This window comes from Gramella sp. AN32 (assembly GCF_023718305.1).
Classification (GTDB): Bacteria; Bacteroidota; Bacteroidia; order Flavobacteriales; family Flavobacteriaceae; genus Christiangramia; species Christiangramia antarctica.
Map to the genome: position 1 here is coordinate 30,585 of NZ_QEYO01000016.1, position 20,618 is coordinate 51,202.

At 37.0% G+C, this 20,618-nt stretch carries 18 protein-coding genes; 10 read left to right on the plus strand and 8 right to left on the minus strand.

Annotated elements, in window-relative coordinates:
- Positions 1-14: 14 nt before the first annotated feature.
- Entirely contained in the window at positions 15-422 is a 408-nt protein-coding gene (locus DHD80_RS15260; RefSeq protein ID WP_251742325.1) for a glyoxalase, read from the plus strand.
- On the opposite strand, the gene DHD80_RS15265 is transcribed toward DHD80_RS15260, so the two are convergent.
- The gene (locus DHD80_RS15265; RefSeq protein WP_251742326.1) at positions 399-1,130 is read right to left on the minus strand and encodes a DUF3307 domain-containing protein; all 732 of its coding nucleotides are present in this window, start codon (positions 1,128-1,130) and stop codon (positions 399-401) included. The genes DHD80_RS15260 and DHD80_RS15265 overlap by 24 nt on opposite strands.
- Positions 1,120-1,788, minus strand: a complete 669-nt coding sequence (locus DHD80_RS15270) for a SatD family protein (protein ID WP_251742327.1) — start codon at positions 1,786-1,788, stop codon at positions 1,120-1,122. The genes DHD80_RS15265 and DHD80_RS15270 overlap by 11 nt, the downstream gene beginning before the upstream one ends.
- A 193-nt stretch (positions 1,789-1,981) precedes the next feature.
- Between DHD80_RS15270 and DHD80_RS15275 the strand changes: the two genes are divergently transcribed.
- Positions 1,982-2,434, plus strand: a complete 453-nt coding sequence (locus DHD80_RS15275; protein WP_251742328.1) for a transcription elongation factor — start codon at positions 1,982-1,984, stop codon at positions 2,432-2,434.
- A 67-nt stretch (positions 2,435-2,501) separates the two neighbouring features.
- Here the strand turns inward: DHD80_RS15275 and DHD80_RS15280 are convergent, their stop codons facing one another.
- Complete coding sequence (locus DHD80_RS15280) at positions 2,502-4,547, minus strand: HDIG domain-containing metalloprotein (protein WP_251742329.1); 2,046 nt, start codon at positions 4,545-4,547, stop codon at positions 2,502-2,504.
- A gap of 112 nt (positions 4,548-4,659) precedes the next feature.
- Between DHD80_RS15280 and DHD80_RS15285 the strand changes: the two genes are divergently transcribed.
- On the plus strand, positions 4,660-5,841 hold the full coding sequence (locus tag DHD80_RS15285; RefSeq protein WP_251742401.1) for an acetyl-CoA C-acyltransferase: 1,182 nt from the start codon (positions 4,660-4,662) through the stop codon (positions 5,839-5,841).
- 18 nt (positions 5,842-5,859) lie between these two features.
- On the plus strand, positions 5,860-6,609 hold the full coding sequence (locus tag DHD80_RS15290; RefSeq protein ID WP_251742330.1) for a C40 family peptidase: 750 nt from the start codon (positions 5,860-5,862) through the stop codon (positions 6,607-6,609).
- A 49-nt stretch (positions 6,610-6,658) separates the two neighbouring features.
- On the opposite strand, the gene DHD80_RS15295 is transcribed toward DHD80_RS15290, so the two are convergent.
- Positions 6,659-7,891 (minus strand): tetratricopeptide repeat protein, encoded by a 1,233-nt coding sequence (locus DHD80_RS15295; protein WP_251742331.1) that lies wholly within the window; start codon positions 7,889-7,891, stop codon positions 6,659-6,661.
- Between the two features lie 19 nt (positions 7,892-7,910).
- Positions 7,911-10,442: a DNA gyrase subunit A gene (gene gyrA / locus DHD80_RS15300; protein WP_251742332.1), complete on the minus strand. Its 2,532-nt coding sequence runs from the start codon at positions 10,440-10,442 to the stop codon at positions 7,911-7,913.
- A gap of 246 nt (positions 10,443-10,688) precedes the next feature.
- Here gyrA and DHD80_RS15305 point away from each other — a divergent pair, with 246 nt between their 5' ends.
- Complete coding sequence (locus DHD80_RS15305) at positions 10,689-13,244, plus strand: ATP-dependent Clp protease ATP-binding subunit (RefSeq protein WP_251742402.1); 2,556 nt, start codon at positions 10,689-10,691, stop codon at positions 13,242-13,244.
- Positions 13,245-13,353: 109 nt separating this feature from the next.
- A complete protein-coding gene (locus DHD80_RS15310; protein WP_251742333.1) occupies positions 13,354-13,728 on the plus strand; it encodes a hypothetical protein in 375 nt (124 codons plus the stop codon).
- Here the strand turns inward: DHD80_RS15310 and hutH are convergent.
- Together hutH and DHD80_RS15320 are read right to left on the minus strand one after the other, a co-directional pair.
- A complete protein-coding gene (hutH, locus tag DHD80_RS15315; RefSeq protein ID WP_251742334.1) occupies positions 13,725-15,230 on the minus strand; it encodes a histidine ammonia-lyase in 1,506 nt (501 codons plus the stop codon). The genes DHD80_RS15310 and hutH overlap by 4 nt on opposite strands.
- 96 nt (positions 15,231-15,326) lie before the next feature.
- Positions 15,327-16,847: an NAD(P)H-hydrate dehydratase gene (locus tag DHD80_RS15320; RefSeq protein ID WP_251742335.1), complete on the minus strand. Its 1,521-nt coding sequence runs from the start codon at positions 16,845-16,847 to the stop codon at positions 15,327-15,329.
- Between the two features lie 135 nt (positions 16,848-16,982).
- Here DHD80_RS15320 and gcvT point away from each other — a divergent pair, with 135 nt between their 5' ends.
- From gcvT to DHD80_RS15340, 4 genes are all read left to right on the plus strand, one after another.
- A complete protein-coding gene (gene gcvT / locus DHD80_RS15325; protein WP_251742336.1) occupies positions 16,983-18,065 on the plus strand; it encodes a glycine cleavage system aminomethyltransferase GcvT in 1,083 nt (360 codons plus the stop codon).
- Between the two features lie 5 nt (positions 18,066-18,070).
- Positions 18,071-18,886 (plus strand): sugar nucleotide-binding protein, encoded by an 816-nt coding sequence (locus tag DHD80_RS15330; RefSeq protein ID WP_251742337.1) that lies wholly within the window; start codon positions 18,071-18,073, stop codon positions 18,884-18,886.
- An 87-nt stretch (positions 18,887-18,973) separates the two neighbouring features.
- A complete protein-coding gene (locus DHD80_RS15335; RefSeq protein WP_251742338.1) occupies positions 18,974-19,264 on the plus strand; it encodes a 4a-hydroxytetrahydrobiopterin dehydratase in 291 nt (96 codons plus the stop codon).
- A gap of 94 nt (positions 19,265-19,358) precedes the next feature.
- Positions 19,359-20,078, plus strand: coding sequence for a YebC/PmpR family DNA-binding transcriptional regulator (locus tag DHD80_RS15340; RefSeq protein ID WP_251742339.1), 720 nt, complete (start codon positions 19,359-19,361; stop codon positions 20,076-20,078).
- On the opposite strand, the gene DHD80_RS15345 is transcribed toward DHD80_RS15340, so the two are convergent.
- Positions 20,079-20,618, minus strand: a complete 540-nt coding sequence (locus DHD80_RS15345; protein ID WP_251742340.1) for a 1-acyl-sn-glycerol-3-phosphate acyltransferase — start codon at positions 20,616-20,618, stop codon at positions 20,079-20,081.

Genomic DNA, 20,618 nt, shown 5'->3' on the forward strand with positions numbered 1-20,618 from the left:
AAACCTTACTTGCCATGAATCCAAGAGATTTACAATTAAAGGAACTCAGGCCTGAGATTCCTTCAGCAAGAATAACAAATGGAATGAGCAGTGAAGAGCGTTTTCAAAATGAGACGCTAAGACCTATTGCGAAACTTCAGAATGATTTACTTATTGCTGTTTTCAGAAACTACATTTCAAAACATAAAAATTCGTTTTACGAATTGAATTTAGATCGAAGGATGGAATACATTGAAAATGCCATTCAGAAGGATATTAAATTTAGAAATAGCCTGAAAGGAATTATTATTGGCCAGTTTATTTTAATAGAATATGAAGCATATATTCAGAATTCTTCAGCTTTAAATAAGCGAATGATGAATATTGTTAAAGAGCGTTTACAAAGTAATATCCAGTTATTAGAAAGCGATCTCGCGTACTAGAAAGCCTATAATTATGGTTATGGCAAAGCTCATCAGTGTACCTATGAGCACATATTCGGTTTGTTTTCGCGCGCCAATTTCAGACTTATCACTAAAGCGTAAAATGGATTTCGCAGCAATAAGAAAACCTATTGCCGAGAAGTTTTGAGTGATGATAAAAGTAAGTACCAGGATCCTCTCGAAAATCCCGATATACCTGCCTGCCGAATCCAGACTTGTTTTTTTCAAATCCTGTTCCACTTCACCCTGCCACCTCAGGGTTGCTTTTCCAATTAGAAATCCTGCGGGAAAAATGACCAGTAAATATCCAATCAAGATGGCTAGAAATGTTTGTGAAGTAAACAGATCCTTTAAAAATGGAATAATGTAATGAAAACCGGAAATTAGAACCAACCAAACCAGGATGATGGATCCCACATGGAATATTTGGTCCAGCAGGAAAATTTTGAGCGTGTCCCGTTTGTAATTTAATTTCCATAAATCAATGAAAAAGTGAACTACACTGATAATTATGGCAACATACCACCATTCCAGTTTCATTAGAAAAAGCCAGGATAGCAAGCCGGCAAGCATACTATGTATGTAAAGGTAGATAGATCTTCCTTTTTTGGCCCTTTTATCGATTACCCAGGAGGTTGGCTGGAATACAAAATCTGTTACCACATGGGCGAGGAATAATTGTAGAAGGATAAGCAAACTATTTTCCATCTGTAAATTTTTGGGAGATTACTTCTTCAAAACGGTCCAATAGTTTTTCAATTGCATCCCATCCCGCAGCTTTTTTTCGCTGATTTACGGCCGGTTGACTGATCTTTAGTTTGTCGGCAATTTCAGTTTCCTTTAAACCTTTTAGGAGATAATATACAACTTCTGCCGAGGCGATACTCCACTTTTCGGTTAAAGTATCGAGTAAATAAAAAGAAGCATCGAATTCTTTATTTATCGCTTCGTCTTCTGTAGTTAACTTTGTTTTCCGATTTTCGGCCTTTAAATTATCTAAAGTCCTACCTGAAAATTGAAAAGCCTGTCCGTTTGCTTCTGAAATAGTTTTTCTTTTAAAATCGTACGTGCCAATACCAATTCCCATTCTTACTTCAGCTGTTTTTTTAGATGTTCCTTTATCACTTTTTTCTTCGGAAACTTTATTGATCGCTGTTTTCAGGATGAGAGCGATACGAAGGGATTCAGAAGGTTTTTTTACAATTCCCTGAAAACTGTCGCCTCTATAAATTTTAAAGTCTGGCCTGGAACTAAATTCGTTTTGTATATAGCTGAATTCCTGCTTTAACCGGGAAAGCAATTCCTGCATCAGCTCTTGGGAATAGGCTGTTGAGGAGATAAAGTCTGCTGAAATTACTGCGATCATAATTCAAATATACAAAATATTAGCTTTCAGGCTTATAATTAATAAAAATAAGTTTATAGGCTTATATTAAATAATTATAAGGCTTCAGGCTTATGGATAAAAAAAGAAAATTTTTAAGCTATTAAAGATTTGCTAAAACTTCGGTAAGCAGAAAAAGCTTAATTAATTTAGATTCCAATCAAAAAAAATAAGGATGGTAGCGAATAAAGAAGAATTATTTTTCAAAAGTTTAGATACGGTTAACCGCCAGATTGAAAAATATCAAAATGAAATGGATCAAATAAAACAATCCATGGAAAACAACGATGCTCATACAGATTATGATGAAGATAATAGCAAAGGGGAATTGCTGAACGATTTTGAAAAATATGCGCAATATCTAGACAATGCCCAAACAATGAAAGAAAAGCTAAGCCGGGTAGATAGAAAACATTATAGTGAAACTATCGATTTTGGAAGTATAGTGGAAACCAAAGACAATTACTATTTCATAGCTGCCGCAGTTGGTAAAGTTACCCTGGAGGAAGGTAGTAGTGTTTATGTAATTTCAACAGATGCTCCCATATATCAGGAAATGAAAGGAAAACGTAAAGGTGATTCTTTTAAATTTAATGAGACGGAATATCACATCAAGGATGTGCATTAGACTATTCCGGATATTCCACCGTTTACTTTCAATATGTCAATCCCTCACAGCAAGGATGTGCATTAGACTATTCCGGATATTCCACCCGTAGATGATAAATATTCTTGAGCTTGCGCTTGAGAATTTTTTTTATGATCTGGATTTCCTTGAAGGTAATATTTGAATTCAAAAACTGACCCTCCTCCATTTGCTTATCAACAATCTTCTCCACGAAATTATCGATTAGCTGGCTGGTGGGTTCTTTTAAACTTTTGCTGGCAGCTTCCACGCTGTCGCACATCATTAATATAGCAGTCTCTTTACTGAAAGGAATTGGTCCTGGATATCTAAAATTATCAGCATTTATATTGTCGTTATTTTCTTTCTCCTTCATATAAAAATAATACACCGTGCTGGTTCCATGATGTGTGCGAATAAAATCGATCACCCTATCCGGAAGATTGTTCTTTTTCGCGATTTCAATCCCGCTTATTACATGGTCTATAATAATTTGAGTGCTTTCTATAGGAGAAAGCTCGTCATGAGAATTTACCGAAGTTGTTTGATTTTCCGTAAAATAAGTGGGGTTCCTCATTTTACCAATATCATGATATAGCGCTCCCACCCTGGCCAGCATGGCATTGGCATTGATCTCATTCGCAGCAGCTTCAGCCAAATTTGCCACATTTAAACTATGGTGAAAGGTTCCCGGAGCTTTTTCAGCAAGCTCTTTTAATAATTTTGAATTGGTATCTGAAAGTTCCAGCAAAGACATATCGCTTACCATTCCGAAGATTTTTTCGTAAACATATATAAGGGGTTGCACAAATAATGTTGCCAGGCCACCTAAAAGAAATGTGATAAAAATTTCAACTTTAACATCGTCAATATTTCCTTCCTGAATTATCGTAAAAGCGACATAAGAAATAATATAAACCAGCGTGATCTGCCCCACAGAAATAAATAAATTCGCCCTTTTATATAGCTCACTTACCGTTAAAATAGTAACAATCCCGGCAATGATCTGCAGGAACATATATTCATAACTGTTGGGTACAATAAAGCCTAGAAGCAGGACGGTAATTACATGGGTAAAAAGACCAAGCCTGGCATCAAAAAATGCCTTTAAACTTAGCGGAAGTATACAAAGTGGCACTATATACACATAGTCAATATTGAAGTTGACCACCAGCGTGGTAAGCATCACCATAAAAATAATATTGAAAAATATGAAAGTAACTTTTACATTATTTTCAAAAATCTCAATACGGTATTTTCGCATGAAAAGCAGTAACATTAAAAGAGCAAGTGCCACTAAAATACTGTAACCAATAATGATCCAGTTATAATTTGTCTGGCTCCAGATTTGCGATTCGTATTCATTTTTCAGGGAACGAAGAATATTGTACTTATTCCCCTCAACTACTTCACCCTTGGCAATAATCCTACTCCCCTGTTCGATAATACCCCGTGTATAGGAAATATTGTTCAGCTTACTGTTGAGTTCATTTTGGGTGAGGTCGTTATTAAAAATAACATTGGGTTCGATGGAGTTGAAAAATACCTCTAGTAATTCAGTTTTAAAAGAAGAAAAACCGGCACGATCTATCTTCTGACTAAGAAAATCACGAATTTCACCCTGTTTTAAGATCTTTTTATAAGAAACTTCAGAAGCTTCATTTCCTTTTAATAAATATATAAGTTGATCTGGCTCCAGCCGATTACTTTCCTGCAGTAGTCCAAATTCATAAACTTCAGAAACCGTTTTGCTAACAAAATTATCTATGATCGTTTCGTAGACATTTAATGTGCTATCTGGAAAAACATTATGAACTTCAACAAGCGCATCCTCGCCTACTCTTTCGGCTATATCTGAATTAAAATCATAATAGGGAATATGCGTATCTGTAATTTCAGACTTTTCTTCTGCGATTTCCTCATCGGTCTTCAGAATGGCAAAATCGAAAGGCGCATATAGGCTTTCATATTGCCAGGGTTTCCCTTTTGGAATATCATACTTGAATTTTCCTCCTTTTGGCAGCAGGTAAACGATTAAAACAGAGGTAAGCACAAACAGGAAAACTTTGTAAAAAAGCGCCTGATTTTTGTACAACTTATTAACGAAATCGCTCATAGACATTCAGGTAATGCTCAAATGTAGTAAAAATACATCTCACCTTCCCCATGTTATTAAATTCCTTATAAAATCACTAACTTTGCAACTCTTGAAAACACAAAAACAGATGATGAATAAAGAAGTTGTAATTGTTAGCGCCGCACGTACTCCTATAGGAAGTTTTTTGGGTAGTTTATCAAGTGTTAGTGCTACTAAATTAGGTTCTATCGCCATACAGGGCGCCCTTAATAAAATTGATTTAAAACCAGAATTGGTTGAAGAAGTTTTAATGGGAAATGTCGTACAGGCCGGAGTGGGCCAGGCACCAGCAAGACAGGCTGCTTTAGGTGCGGGGATCCCAGATACAGTTCCATGCACGACTATTAATAAAGTTTGTGCCAGCGGTATGAAAGCAGTAATGCAGGGAGCTCAATCTATTATGTTAGGTGAAGCTTCAGTGATCGTTGCTGGCGGAATGGAAAATATGAGCCAGATCCCCCATTATTTACATTTAAGGAACGGTCAAAAATTTGGTCCTGCAACTATGATCGATGGAATGCAAAAAGATGGTCTTGTAGATGCCTATGATGAAAACGCCATGGGTGTTTGTGCAGATCTTTGTGCAAAGGAATATGAGTTCTCAAGAGAAGATCAGGATAAATTTGCTATCCAATCTTACGAGCGTGCAGCAAAAGCCTGGAAAGAAGGAAAATTTGACAATGAAGTGGTTCCGGTAGAAGTGCCGCAAAGACGTGGCGAACCTATTGTGATTAATGAAGATGAAGAATTTAAGAATGTAAAGATGGATAAAATTTCCTCTTTAAGGCCTGCCTTTTCTAAAGATGGGACTGTAACTGCTGCAAACGCCTCTACCATTAATGATGGTGCCGGGGCTGTGGTTTTAATGAGCCGGGAAAAAGCGGAAGAATTAGGTTTAAAACCTCTTGCGAAAATCTTAAGTTTCGCTGATGCTGCCCAGGAACCAAAATGGTTCACAACCTCTCCCGCTAAAGCCCTGCCTAAAGCACTCGCTAAAGCAGAAATAAAGCAGGAGGATGTTGATTTTTTTGAATTCAACGAAGCGTTTGCAGTGGTTGGATTAGCTAATATGAAGATCCTTGGATTATCTGATAAAAATACCAATGTGAATGGTGGTGCCGTTTCTCTGGGACATCCCCTGGGATTTAGTGGAGTTCGAATTTTAATAACCTTATTGAATGTTCTCCAGCAAAATGATGCGAAAATTGGTGCTGCTGCAATTTGCAACGGTGGCGGTGGGGCTTCAGCGATGATAATTGAGAGAATTTCCTAATTTCATTAAGTAGAGATCATGCAATACGGTATTTGCCACCTAAGTATTGTACCGGTAAGAACTGCTGCGAATCATATGAGTGATATGACTTCGCAGTTGTTATATGGGGAATATTTTAAAGTGCTGGAAGAAAGGCAACATTGGAGCCGTATTCGTAACAACTTTGATGGATTTGAAGGCTGGGTCCATAATCATCAATACAGAAAAATTGAAGAAGTAGATTTTGAAAATCTGGAGAAAGATCAGCTAAAAATCGCTTCAGACCTAGTGGAATATATAGCTGATGAAAATCAGGTTTTAATGAGCATTCCATTAGGTGCCCAGCTCAACTATTGTAATAAACTGAAGCATCATTTTGAAGGCAATTCAACTTCAGAAATAAAAAATAAAGGTCAGCTTTTAGAAACTGCGTTGCTCTACCTTAATGCCCCGGAATTTTATGGAGGGAAAACTCCATTTGGAATCGATAGTAGCGGTTTTACCCAAATGGTCTATAAACTGAATGGTTATAAAATTAAAAGGACTGCTAGTGAACAGGCTAAAGAAGGTGAAGCTTTAAGCTTTATTGAAGAAAGTGAGCCAGGAGACCTTGTTTTTTTCGATGATAATGAGGGAGTTATTGATCATGTAGGGATTATCATGCAGGATCATTATGTTATTCATGTAGATGGAAAAGTGAGGATGGACCGAATTGATCATTCAGGTATTTTTAATATGGAATATCAGAAGCATACCCATAAGCTTAGGGTCATCAAAAAAATAATATAAAAAAAGCCGCTGAATTCTCAGCGGCTTTATATTTTCTTCGAATAACTTTTTATTGTTCTAATCGAGATTTCATTTCCTCAACTTTTTCCGTATTCCCAAGATTTGAATAAATATTCATAGATGTTTTTAGTACATCAATATTGTTAGGTTCTACTTCTAATGCTTTTTCCAGATAAGGAACTACCTGCGTATATAGTGCTTTTCTCTGAGCATCTAATTCTTCATACCGAGCATTATCTTTTTTAGACATTCCCAGCCCATTCATTTCTTCAATTATCGCACGCTCACTACCTAAGATTGCAGCGATCAAATTTAATCTTGCATCATTGTAGTTAGGATCTATTGCTAAAGCTTTCTCATAATTCTCAATAGCTTTTTCTGTTTCATCAACTTCACCGTACATAATTCCAATATTGTTGAAAGTTACAGGATCATCAGTATTTGTTTCCGCTATTTTTTCGAAAAGTTGTCTTGCTTTTTCTTTTTCACCCATTTGGTAATACATATTGGCTTCCGCCTGTAATAATGTAATATCATCAGGATTTGTAGCTTTTGCTTTATCCATTGCAGCTACTGCTTTATCATAATCTTTTTGACTTATATAAATCCTGGCGATTAACTGAGCAATATCACCTTTTTTAGAAGGAATTTTGTTCATCCCGGGATTTGTATAATTCCCTGTCTTAATCATAAGGTCCCTTTGCCCTGCAGAAGAAAAAGTTTCTTCAGTACCTTCAGCATTTACGGCAGTATACTCAATACCAGATCCATCATAATCCAATTCATTAAGCATTTCCAAATACTCAACTGCTTTATCATAATCCTGCGCTTGTACTAAGTTATTAGCAGCATAGTATAAATAAATGGTATCTTCTTTACTTAACTCATAACTGGTATATAATTTCTCGGCGGCTTCAGCAAATTTTTCATTATTCTGATCCTGAATAGCAGCCTGAATCATATCATTTTTAAGAGTCATCAAGGCTTCTGTGGCATCTTCATTTCCCATTTCAGAAGCTTTTTGAAAAGCCTGTGCAGCGATTTTCATATCTGCCGAAGTTGGGTTATCCCCCATGTAAGCCTGCCCTTTGTATAGATAAAATTCTTCCTGGTATTTCTCTTTTAAAGAAGAAACATTAGGCTCAGCAATTTTCAATTGTGCTTTAGCTTCAGCGTAGTTCTTGTCATCAATAGCGTCTTCCGCGTTTTTTACCTGATCTTTTTGAGCCACTGCCGCCAAGGTAAGAAACGACAATGCTACTGTAATTAAATTAGTTTTCATCTGTAATTTTGGTTTTAGTTTATTCTTCACTATCGTCTACAATTGCTGTGCCATTTTCTAGACCATCAGTGTCTATTGGTGTTTCAGGATCTTCTAGGATTTCTATGGCATCTTCATCATGTAGAACTTTAGCCACAGCTGCAATCGCGTCGTTACCTTTAAGATTAATTAATTTAACCCCCTGAGTAGCGCGACCCATTACTCGAAGATCTTCAACAGCCATTCTTATGACGATTCCAGATTTATTAATGATCATAAGATCATCATCATCTGATACATTTTTAATCGCGACAAGTTGTCCTGTTTTACCAGTGACAGAGATGGTTTTAACCCCTTTTCCTCCACGGTTCGTAATACGATAATCATCTAAACTTGATCTTTTACCATAACCATTTTCTGAAACAACAAGAATATCTGAATCGAAATCATTCACAGAAACCATTCCTACGACTTCATCTTTATCGTTAGCTAACGTAATCCCCCTTACTCCGGAAGCATTTCTGCCCATAGGCCGGGTTTTCCCTTCTTCAAATCTAATTGCCTTTCCGCTTTTAAGACCTAATAATACCTGACTATTTCCTGTAGTCAGTTTAGCTTCAAGTAATTCATCACCATCCTTAATGGTAATTGCATTGATACCATTGGTACGAGGCCTGGAATATTTTTCCAGTCTGGTTTTCTTGACCTGACCTTTTTTAGTGGCCATAATCACGAAATGGTTGTTTACATATTCCTCGTCTTTAAGATCCTGGGTACAGATGAATGCGTTCACCTTATCATCTGGTTCAATATTTACCAGATTTTGAATGGCTCTTCCTTTAGAAGCTTTGCTACCTTCAGGAATTTCATAAACCCTCATCCAGAAACATTTACCTTTTTGAGTGAAAAACAACATATACTGGTGATTGGTACCTACAAATAGGTATTCAAGAAAATCTTCAGTTCTTGTATTCGTTCCTTTTTGTCCAACCCCGCCTCTATTCTGTGTTTTATATTCACTTAAAGATGTTCTTTTAATGTAACCAGCATGGGATATGGTGATCACTACTTTCTCATCTGGGATCATATCTTCGATACTTAGATCTCCACCAGCATATTCAATTACAGATCTTCTTTCATCCCCATATTTTTCTTTTACCTCAAGAAGTTCATCTTTAATAACCTGCATCCTTCTTTCTTTATGTGCAAGAATGTCTTTTAAATCTTCAATGGTTTTTAAGATCTCATCATATTCAGCTCTCAACTTATCCTGTTCAAGACCGGTAAGTTGTCTCAATCGCATTTCAACAATTGCCTTGGCCTGAATTTCTGAAAGTTCAAAACGGGTCATTAATTTCTCTCTCGCTTCTTCAGCATTTGAAGAAGAACGAATCAAGGCAATAACTTCATCTATATTATCTGAAGCTATTATTAAGCCTTCCAGAATGTGCGCCCTGTCCTGAGCTTTTTTCAGTTCATATTCCGTCCTGCGCACCACAACTTCATGACGGTGCTCTACAAAATGAAAAATTAGATCTTTCAAATTCAGCATTTGCGGTCTCCCCTTAACCAGTGCGATATTATTTACACTGAAGGATGACTGTAGCGCCGTATGTTTAAATAAGGTGTTTAAAACGATATTAGGAATTGCATCCCTTTTGAGCTGATAAACGATACGCATACCATTTCTATCAGATTCATCCCGGATAAGACTTATACCTTCAATTTTTTTATCATTTACCAGATCGGCAGTTTTTTTGATCATATCTGCCTTATTCACTTGATAAGGAATTTCTGTCACCACCAAATATTCACGCCCGTTAATTTCTTCCATAGCCGTCTTTGCACGCACTACGATACGGCCACGACCGGTTTTAAAAGCTTCCCTAACACCATCATAACCATAGATAGTCCCTCCGGTAGGGAAATCTGGAGCTTTAATATGTTCGATTAATTCATCGATTTCTATATCATTATTTTCAATATACGCTGTAATCCCATCAATAACCTCAGTTAGGTTATGGGGTGCCATGTTCGTGGCCATACCAACCGCAATACCACTTGCTCCATTTACCAAAAGGTTAGGGATTTTTGTAGGCATTACCACAGGTTCGCTTAAAGTATCATCGAAGTTTAGTTGGGTATCTACCGTTTCCTTATCAAGATCAGCAAGCATATCTTCACTGATCTTGCGCATACGAGCTTCTGTATATCGCATTGCTGCAGGACTATCCCCATCTACAGAACCAAAGTTACCCTGACCGTCAACCAACATATATCTCATACTCCATTCCTGCGCCATACGCACCATGGTATCATATACTGAGGAGTCACCGTGAGGGTGATATTTACCCAGAACCTCACCCACAATTCTTGCGGATTTTTTATAGGCTCTATTGGAAAGTACACCCAATTCATACATTCCAAATAAAACTCTACGGTGAACTGGTTTTAAACCGTCACGAACATCTGGTAAGGCACGTGACACAATGACCGACATCGAATAATCGATGTAAGCTGACTTCATTTCATCTTCAATGTTGATAGGAATTAACTTTTCTCCTTCAGCCATATTTCAAAATTTAATTTATCTTAATAAATCCAAAGGGCAATTTACGTATTTTATACCGCTTTAATGGCCAATCAGGCCTATCCGAAGCCGGTTTTTATTAACAAATTTTAAGAGTATTTTGGTTAATAAGTTCGGTACATTAGATTTTGAATTTTGAAAGTAATTTTGTCTATTAGCTACTAACTGCCCTATTAGGTACAATTTTTGCCAAATTACGAGTAAATAAAATTGAGAAAGGAAGATAAGATGGATGATAATTTTTCACCTAGAGTAAAAGACGTTATTGCCTATAGCAAGGAAGAAGCTTTAAGGCTGGGTCACGATTTTATAGGCACAGAACATCTAATGCTTGGCCTACTTAGAGATGGGGATGGAAAAGCAATTGATATTCTTAATGCACTAGAAATTGATCTTAGCCATCTTAGAAGAAAAGTTGAAATTCTAAGTCCGGCTAATCCTACCACAGTTGCAGTTAGTAACGAAAAAAGAAATCTGCATTTAACCAGGCAGGCAGAACGTGCTTTAAAAACAACATTTCTGGAAGCAAAGTTATTTCAGAGTGCTTCCATTAATACGGCACATTTACTGCTTTGCATTTTAAGAAATGAAAACGACCCTACTACCAAGCTACTGAATAAGCTGAAAATAGATTATGACGGGGTAAAAGATCAGTTTAAATATATGATAGCAAGCGACGACGAAGACTTTACAGACAGCCCGGCGGCAGAATCATTTTCTGATGATGATGGCGGCGATGATCCAGCAAGAGAAAACCCATTTAGTGGAAGTGGAACTACCGGTAAAACCACTAAAAAATCTAAAACACCAGTTTTAGATAATTTTGGTAGGGATCTTACCGCTTTAGCTGAACAGGACAAACTGGATCCTGTGGTGGGAAGAGAAAAAGAGATTGAAAGAGTATCTCAAATTCTTAGCCGAAGAAAAAAGAACAATCCCCTTCTTATTGGTGAACCTGGTGTTGGGAAATCTGCCATCGCCGAAGGTTTGGCTTTAAGGATCGTAAAAAGAAAAGTTTCCAGGATTCTTTTTGACAAACGCGTTGTCACCCTTGATCTTGCCAGTTTAGTGGCAGGAACGAAATATCGTGGTCAATTCGAAGAACGAATGAAAGCGGTGATGAATGAATTAGAAAAGAATGATGATATAATTCTTTTTATAGATGAAATTCATACCATCGTTGGAGCCGGTGGAGCAACCGGAAGTTTAGATGCTTCTAATATGTTCAAACCCGCTCTGGCCAGAGGTGAAATTCAATGTATTGGTGCCACCACTCTTGATGAATACAGGCAGTATATTGAAAAAGACGGTGCGTTAGAAAGACGTTTTCAAAAAGTTATCGTTGAACCTACTACGGTGGAAGAGACTATTGAGATACTAAATAATATCAAGAATAAATATGAAGAGCACCATAATGTAGAATATACTGATGATGCGATCCTGGCCTGCGTAAAGCTTACCAATAGATATATGACGGAAAGGTTTCTTCCTGATAAAGCCATAGATGCTCTGGATGAAGCGGGATCTAGGGTTCATATTATAAACATCGATGTACCTAAACAGGTTCTTGACCTTGAAAGAAGACTAGAAGAAGTACGTGAGAATAAAAATTCTGTAGTCAAAAAGCAGAAATATGAAGAAGCAGCTAAGCTGCGGGATGATGAGAAAAACCTTGAAAAGGAATTATCGATTGCTCAGGAAAAATGGGAAGAAGAATCTAAAAAGCATAAAGAAATAGTTTCAGAAGATAGTGTTGCCGATGTTGTTTCTATGATGACCGGAATTCCGGTTAATAGAATTGCTCAAACGGAAAGCAATAAACTGGTCGAACTTCCGAAGAAAATTAAAGGAAAAGTAATTGGACAGGATGAAGCTGTTGGCAAGGTCGTGAAAGCGATCCAGCGAAACCGTGCAGGCTTGAAAGATCCTAACAAACCCATTGGGTCCTTTATTTTTCTAGGCCAAACTGGAGTGGGAAAAACACAATTGGCAAAAGTTCTTGCCAGAGAGTTGTTTGATAATGATGATGCTTTAATTAGGATTGATATGAGCGAATACATGGAAAAATTCGCGATTTCAAGATTAATTGGTGCCCCTCCGGGATACGTAGGTTATGAAGAAGGCGGTCAGCTAACCGAAAAAGTTAGAAGGAAACCTTATGCTGTAGTGCTTTTAGACGAGGTTGAAAAGGCACATCCCGATGTTTTCAATATGTTACTCCAGGTTTTGGATGATGGTTATTTAACCGATAGTTTAGGTCGTAAGATCGATTTTAGGAATACGATCATTATCATGACTTCTAATATCGGCGCCAGGAAACTGAAGGATTTCGGGCAGGGTGTTGGGTTTGGAACTTCTACGGTTAAATCCCAACTGGATGACAATGCCAGAAGCGTTATTGAAAACGCCCTTAAAAAAGCATTTGCCCCGGAGTTTTTAAACAGGATCGATGATGTGGTAATGTTCAATTCTTTAGAAAGAGAAGACATCCATAAAATCATTGATATCGAACTCGAAAAACTATTTTCCAGAATAAATGATTTGGGCTATAAATTGAATTTGACCAAGAAAGCGAAAGATTTTATCGCTGAAAAAGGTTTCGACAGGCAATATGGGGCACGTCCTTTAAACCGGGCGATTCAGAAATATATTGAAGATGCTTTAGCTGAAGAAATTGTTACCTCTCATTTAAAAGAAGGTGATCAAATTAATATGGACCTGGATGAAAAAAAGAACGAGTTGGTAATTGATATCAAAAAGGCGGTTGAGGAAACAAAATCATAATAAATAAGCTAAATATTGAAATAGCCGCACTTAGCGGCTATTTTTTTGCCATATTTCTAAATCTTTCCCTTAAAATTCAATAGATTTAACATTTTAAACCCTACTCCATATGCTAACCGAAGACTTAGTCTTAAAATTCGGGACTATTACTGCTCATAATAATTATCTCATTGTAAGGCTTAATGAGGGAATTTTATTCGATTCTGAAAAAAACCATGAGATCATTAAAATTGCCAAACACTTATATATTAATAAACCGTTCGGCATTATTTCTTATCGCGTAAATTCCTTTGCCGTAGACCCGTTTGTATATGCCGATCTTGCGGAAATACATAATTTAGTTGGACTGGCAATTGTAAGTGAAAAGGAAATCACAAGAAATAACGCTTTAATAATTGAAAAGAAATTTTTTAAAAATCCTGAAAAATTCGAGGTCTTTAAAAATCTAGAAGACGCAATTTCCTGGATAAATTCCAGTTTTTAATCCAGATATACGCTTAGAGAATAATTTTCTAAAAACGATTTTGATTTTTGAATAAATGGAGCCATAACTCTGTCCTCTTTTAAAAAGGGGACTTCCTTTCTAAAATCTTTTAAAGTATCCTGAAGAATTTTGGAGGTAGTTTTAGGCATCCTGAATTCGAGTGCCTGGCTTGCATTAAATAGTTCAATAGCTAATACTGAATTTAAATTTTCTACTACCTTCACCAATTTGGTAGCACTATTTGATCCCATACTTACATGATCCTCCTGTCCGTTTGACGAAACAATAGAATCAACCGAAGCCGGTGTACATAACTGTTTATTCTGGCTTACGATACTTGCAGCGGTATACTGTGGAATCATAAAGCCACTGTTTAAACCAGGATTCTCCACTAGAAAATGTGGTAATCCTCGCAAACCTGAAACCAGCTGATAAGTTCTTCTTTCAGAAATATTAGCCAGTTCAGATAAAGCGATGGCCAGATAATCCATACCTAACGCCAATGGCTGACCATGAAAATTTCCACCGGAAATAATTTTATCCTCCTCAATAAAAATATTGGGATTATCAGTAACCGAATTAATTTCAGTTTTTATGGTTTTTCGAACAAAAGCCAGGGTATCCTTGGTCGCTCCATGCACCTGCGGAATACACCTGAAAGAATATGGATCCTGAACATTCTCTTTTTCAGATTTTGAAATTTCACTTCCCTCTAAAAAATTACGAATTCGTTCCGCAGTTTTAATCTGTCCCCGGTGTGGTCGCACCAAATGCACCAATTCATCAAACGGGGATAAATTACAATCAAACGCATCCATGGAAATTGCGCCAATTAAATCTGCCAAATAAGATAATCTATAAGCCTTCAGCAAAGAGTGCACTGCATGCGCGCTCATGAATTGAGTTCCGTTAAGCAGCGCCAATCCTTCTTTACTTTTAAGTTTGAGTGGCTCCCAGTTCAATTTATTTAAAAGCTCATTTCCGGAAATTTTTTCATTTTCGTAAACCACTTCACCATCACCAATCAAAGGCAATGATAAATGGGCTAATGGCGCAAGATCGCCCGATGCCCCCAGAGAACCCTGCGCATAAATTATGGGAAGAATCCCGAGATTGAACATTTCAATAAGCCTTTCTACAGTTTCCATGCTAACTCCGGAATTACCATAACTTAAAGACTGAATTTTTAAAAGAAGCATTAATTTAACGATCTCACCTTCTACCAAATCTCCTGTCCCACAAGCATGGGAACGTACCAGATTTTCCTGAAGCTCCGTAAGCTTTTCAGAATTGATCTTTACGTTACATAATGCACCAAAGCCAGTATTAATTCCATAAACAGGCTTATCACTCGCTTTTATTTTTTTGTCCAGGTACTCCCTGGATTTTCGAATATTTAATTTGGACTCATCACTTAGTTCCAGCAATTTATTTTCATTTAAAATTTCAGAAATTTCCTGAAGATCTAAAACCGCAGAACTTATATAATGATATTTTTGCATTTTGTTATTATGAATATAATTACAAAAATCTCCTTTAAAAGGACGCTTTGCAACAAATTTCCAAGTAAAATAAGTTTTTGTTGATTATTCTTTAATTTATGCTATTTCCTGATTCTCAAATAAGGCTTTAAAAGCGCTACCCATATTTTGGGCAATCATACCAGCAGTTAAACCTTCAAATCCTTCATCAGCAGCAATAATATCCCCGCAAAGCCCATGTAAATACACTCCTAAAACTGCGGCTACCGGTGGATCATATTTTTGACCCAGCAACGAGGTAATCACCCCGGATAGCACATCACCACTACCTGCTGTTGCCATTCCCGGATTACCAGAAGTATTGATATAAATTTCATCCCTATTAATAATCATGGTATGAGTTCCTTTGATGACGATGATCACTTTATATTTTTTACTGAATTCCTTTGCTAATTTTAGTTTCTCAATATCATCTTTCCATTTCCCTAGTAGCCTTTTTAGCTCCCCGGGATGCGGAGTTAAAATTGAATTTTCAGGAAGCAGATCCTGTAAACCTTTATGTTGTGAAAGAATATTTAAACCATCTGCATCAATGAGCATAGGAGTTTTTTGCTTTTTTAAAAAATTTTCTAATGAATGCACAGTTTCTTCTGCTGTGCCTGCTCCGGGACCAAAACAAACAGTATCTGCTTTAAAATTTTTCGGAAAATCAGATAGGATTTTTGCATTCTTATCTGTAATTACCATAGCTTCAGGAAGTCCCGTCTGGATAATAGTATAGCCAGATTCGGGAATGTATAAGGTACATAGACCTGTGCCTGTATGCATTGCCGCTGTAGCAGTTAATAACACACTTCCCATTTTTCCATAACTTCCGCCGGCAACTAAGATATTTCCATAATCGCCTTTATGTGAATTAGGTTTTCTTGGTTTATATAAAATTTTAGCCTGCTCCTTTCCTACCAAAAATGTTTCAGATTTTACTTCAGCGAGGTATTGCCTGTCTATTGCTATATCCAACACCTGAAATTCCCCCACATAATCCATAGTATCAGGCAGGAAAAAACTAAGTTTTGGATTCTGAAAGCTTAGCGTATAATCTGCATGAACGATAGCATCAGATTGACTGATTTTATCAGGAAAAAGTCCGCTGGGCATATCAATGGCCAAAACGAATGCGCCAGATTTGTTGATACGCTCTATCAATTTACACATCCAGCCTTTAATCTTGCGGTTCAAACCAATCCCAAAAATAGCATCGATCACAAAATCCCCCTGATCAATTTCAGGAATACCATCTTCTTCTTTGATCAATTGTGGCCAGTCTTTGGTGGTCTCCTTAAATTTCTCGTAATTATTCAGAAAATCATCGGAGCGTTTATCAGTATAATTTACCACATAAACTTCCACGGTATATCCATGCTGCACTAAATGGCGGGCTACCACCAAACCATCACCACCGTTATTTCCTATTCCGCAGAAAATTTTAACCGGAATTTGTGCCCCCTGTAGACGATTGTGAATTTGTTTGAAAATAAGCGTTCCCGCTCTTTCCATTAATTCTTCTGAAGTTATGCCTTGTCTTTCAATCGTAATTCGATCTCCCTCGGCAATCTGCGCAGCAGTAAGTATTTTCATAAGATAACTTTCATTCAACTTTCAACTCAAATATAAATATCTAAATTCAGCATTTTGAACATTATCCTATAAAAAGCTTCAAATCGTATTGTATTCAGATTAGATTGAATAAATTTGGGCAAATTTTTGAAAATAATGAAAGAGATTGCCCTATCTACCAAACATAAAGAACTCAATGCCAAAATGATTCCTTTTGCAGGATTTACCATGCCTGTTTCTTACGAAGGTGTGAATGCGGAACATCAAAATGTGCGGGAAAACCTGGGGGTTTTTGATGTTTCCCACATGGGTGAATTTTTAATTTCCGGAACCCACGCTTTAGAACTCATACAATCTATTAGCAGCAATGACGCTTCGAAACTGGTGAACGGGCAGGCGCAGTATTCGTGTATGCCTAATCATGAAGGCGGGATTGTGGACGATCTTATTATTTACAAAATAGACGAAGAAAAATATTTACTGGTTGTAAATGCCAGCAACATCGAAAAAGACTGGAACTGGATCTCTCAGCATAATTCCATGGATGCTACTTTGCGCGACATGAGCGACGAGATGTCATTGTTGGCAATCCAGGGGCCCAAAGCAGCGGAAGCTATGCAATCCCTTACCGATGTTGACCTAAAAAACATGAAGTTCTACACCTTTAAACTTGGAACTTTTGCCGGCATAGAAAAGGTGATTATTTCAGCAACGGGATATACAGGAAGTGGTGGCTTTGAAATCTATTTCAGAAATGACGACGCAGAGCAAATTTGGGATTCGGTAATGGAGGCAGGAAAAGATTTCGGGATCAAGCCTATTGGCCTTGCTGCAAGGGATACTCTTAGATTGGAAATGGGGTATAGCCTCTACGGAAATGATATTGATGACACTACTTCCCCAATAGAAGCCGGGCTTGGGTGGATCACAAAATTCAGCAAAGATTTTATCAATTCTGAAGCTCTAAAAGCTGAAAAAGAAAAGGGTGCTTCTAGAAAACTTGTTGCCTTTGAACTTGATGAAAAAGGAATACCAAGACAGGGTTACGATATTGTAGATGAAAATGGTAAGAAAATTGGAGTAGTCACTTCGGGCACTATGTCACCATCGTTGGACAAGGGGATTGGATTAGGATATATTCCTGCGGAAAAGGCGGGTTTTGGAAATAAAATTTTCATTCAAATTCGCAAAAAAGCGGTCTCTGCCACACAGGTGAAATTGCCCTTTTATAAAGGATAATTTTTTTGAAAAAAATATTGATCTTAGGCGGTAGCGGATTTATTGGCAATGCACTCTACAAAGAGCTCCTGCCCTATTTTAATACGCATTGTAGCTTTAGAACCCCAAATGATTTTTTCGAGGAAAACCATCAGTTCCATCAGTTTGATATGGAAACTGAAAATATTGACATCCTTCTTCAGAATTTAAAACCAGATATCATAATCTCTGCAACTCGGGGAAATTTCGATGCCCAGGTAAACCTGCATTTTTCCATTATCAGATATTTAGTGAATTTTAAAAGCAAACTAATCTTTATTAGTTCAGCGAATGTTTTTGATGCTTTCACAAATTATCCTTCCTACGAATATGATAAAACACTTAGTATGAGTGTGTACGGTAGATTTAAGATCAAAATTGAGAATGCGCTGTTACGACTTCCCAACCATATGTATAATATCGTGCGCCTGCCTATGGTTTTTGGAAAAAATTCCCCCAGAGTGAAAGAAATACGGGGATTTCTGGATGTAAATGAAGCGATGGAAGTTTTCCCGAATGTGGTTATAAATACTACTGAAATTCAAAAAGTAACCCAGCAAATTCATTATATAATCAATAGAAATAAGCAGGGCGTTTTTCATTTAGGTTCGAAAGACCTTATACATCAAAAAGATTTTATCGAGGATATTTGCGAAGGTTTGGGATATGAAAATCCGCTTTTCAAAAATGTATATGATTCCAATAATGATCGATACCTGGCGGTTTTACCTAAAGACAACAAACTTCCTAAAAACCTTCAAATCACGGTCAAGGATGTTGTGGAGGCCTCAACAAAGCTTTAGCTGTTAATCTTAACTTAATTGATTTCACTAAATTCATCTTTCTCCTTTTGAATTTCTAAATTGAGTATTCAACCAAAAATAAAGATTATGGGCAAATTAAGCGATTCTGAAATTGAGAAAAAACTGAATGATTTCCAGGGATGGACTTATGCGAAAAATGCGATTCATACTTCTTTTCAGTTTGAAAATTTTAAAGAAGCATTTACAGTAATGACGAGAATTGCCTTTGAAGCTGAAGCTTTACAACATCACCCCAATTGGGCAAATTCCTATAACGAAGTTGAAATTAGCCTCTCTACCCATGATGAAGATGGGGTAACCGAGAAAGATTTTAAACTGGCCAGAGCCATTGAAGATATTATTGAAGCATCAAATTAATCGAAAATAACTGTAAGAATCAGAAGCTTCAAATTGTCCATGATAATTTGGAGCTTTTTTATATTTTTGCGCCGGGACTTTTTAAAAGTACACTATGGGAAGAGCATTTGAATTTAGGAAAGCAAGAAAAATGAAACGCTGGTCGGCCATGTCCAAAGCATTTACCAGAATTGGTAAAGATATTGTGATGGCGGTAAAAGAAGGCGGGCCAGATCCTGATGCAAATTCAAAATTGCGGGCAGTTATTCAGAATGCGAAAAGTGTAAACATGCCTAAAGATAATATTGAACGTGCAATCAAGCGCGCTTCAGATAAATCCCAGGGTGATTATAAGGTTGTACTTTTTGAAGGTTATGCTCCGCATGGTATCGCCGTTCTCGTGGAAACCGCTACCGATAATAATAATCGTACAGTTGCCAACATTCGCTCACATTTTAATAAATGTGATGGGAATCTTGGAACTTCAGGTTCTGTGGAATTTATGTTTGATCATACCTGCAATTTCACCATAAGCAACGAAGGTCAGGATCCGGAAGAATTGGAGTTGGAATTAATTGATTTTGGTGCAGAAGAAGTTTTCGAGGACGAAGATGGAATCCATATCTACGCACCTTTTGAAAATTTTGGAAGTATCCAGAAAGAACTTGAAAACAGGAATATCGAAATCATTTCTTCAGGATTTGAAAGAATTCCGCAGGTTACAAAACTTTTAAGTGGGGAAGATGTTGAAGATGTAGAAAAATTATTGGAGAAACTGGAAGAAGATGATGATGTGCAAAACGTCTATCACACCATGGAAACTTCAGAAGAATAATTAGAATTTATGAGGGTTCTTTCCAAGAACTCCGGCATAAAATTTTTTAATTACTCCAAAATCTTTTTCAAAATTCCCTTCAGGATAAAATGGTTCGGAAACTTTAACGGTTTTTGTTCCATAATCAAAACTCACCATGATAAGGGGAACTTCCGCCTTTAAAGCGATATAATAAAACCCGGTTTTCCAGGTTAAGGTTTTTTCTCGGGTTCCTTCCGGTGATAGTGCCAATCTAAAAGTTTCCTTGTTTGAAAACATAGATGCGATGGAATCAACTTTTTGCTTTTTTCCGGCTCTATCCAGTGGGTTTCCTCCTGTCCATTTAAAATACCAGCCAAATGGCGGTTTGAACAATTCCTTTTTTCCAATCCAATCAATGGGGACTTGCAGAAGGTTTCGAACCATCAAGCCCATAAAAAAATCAAAAGAACTGGTATGCGGAGCTACAATCACCACGCATTTCTTAACAAACTTTGAAATTTTTCCTTTTAAGCGCCAACCGAGAATTCGGTAGAAAATGAACCCGGTTATTTTATGCAT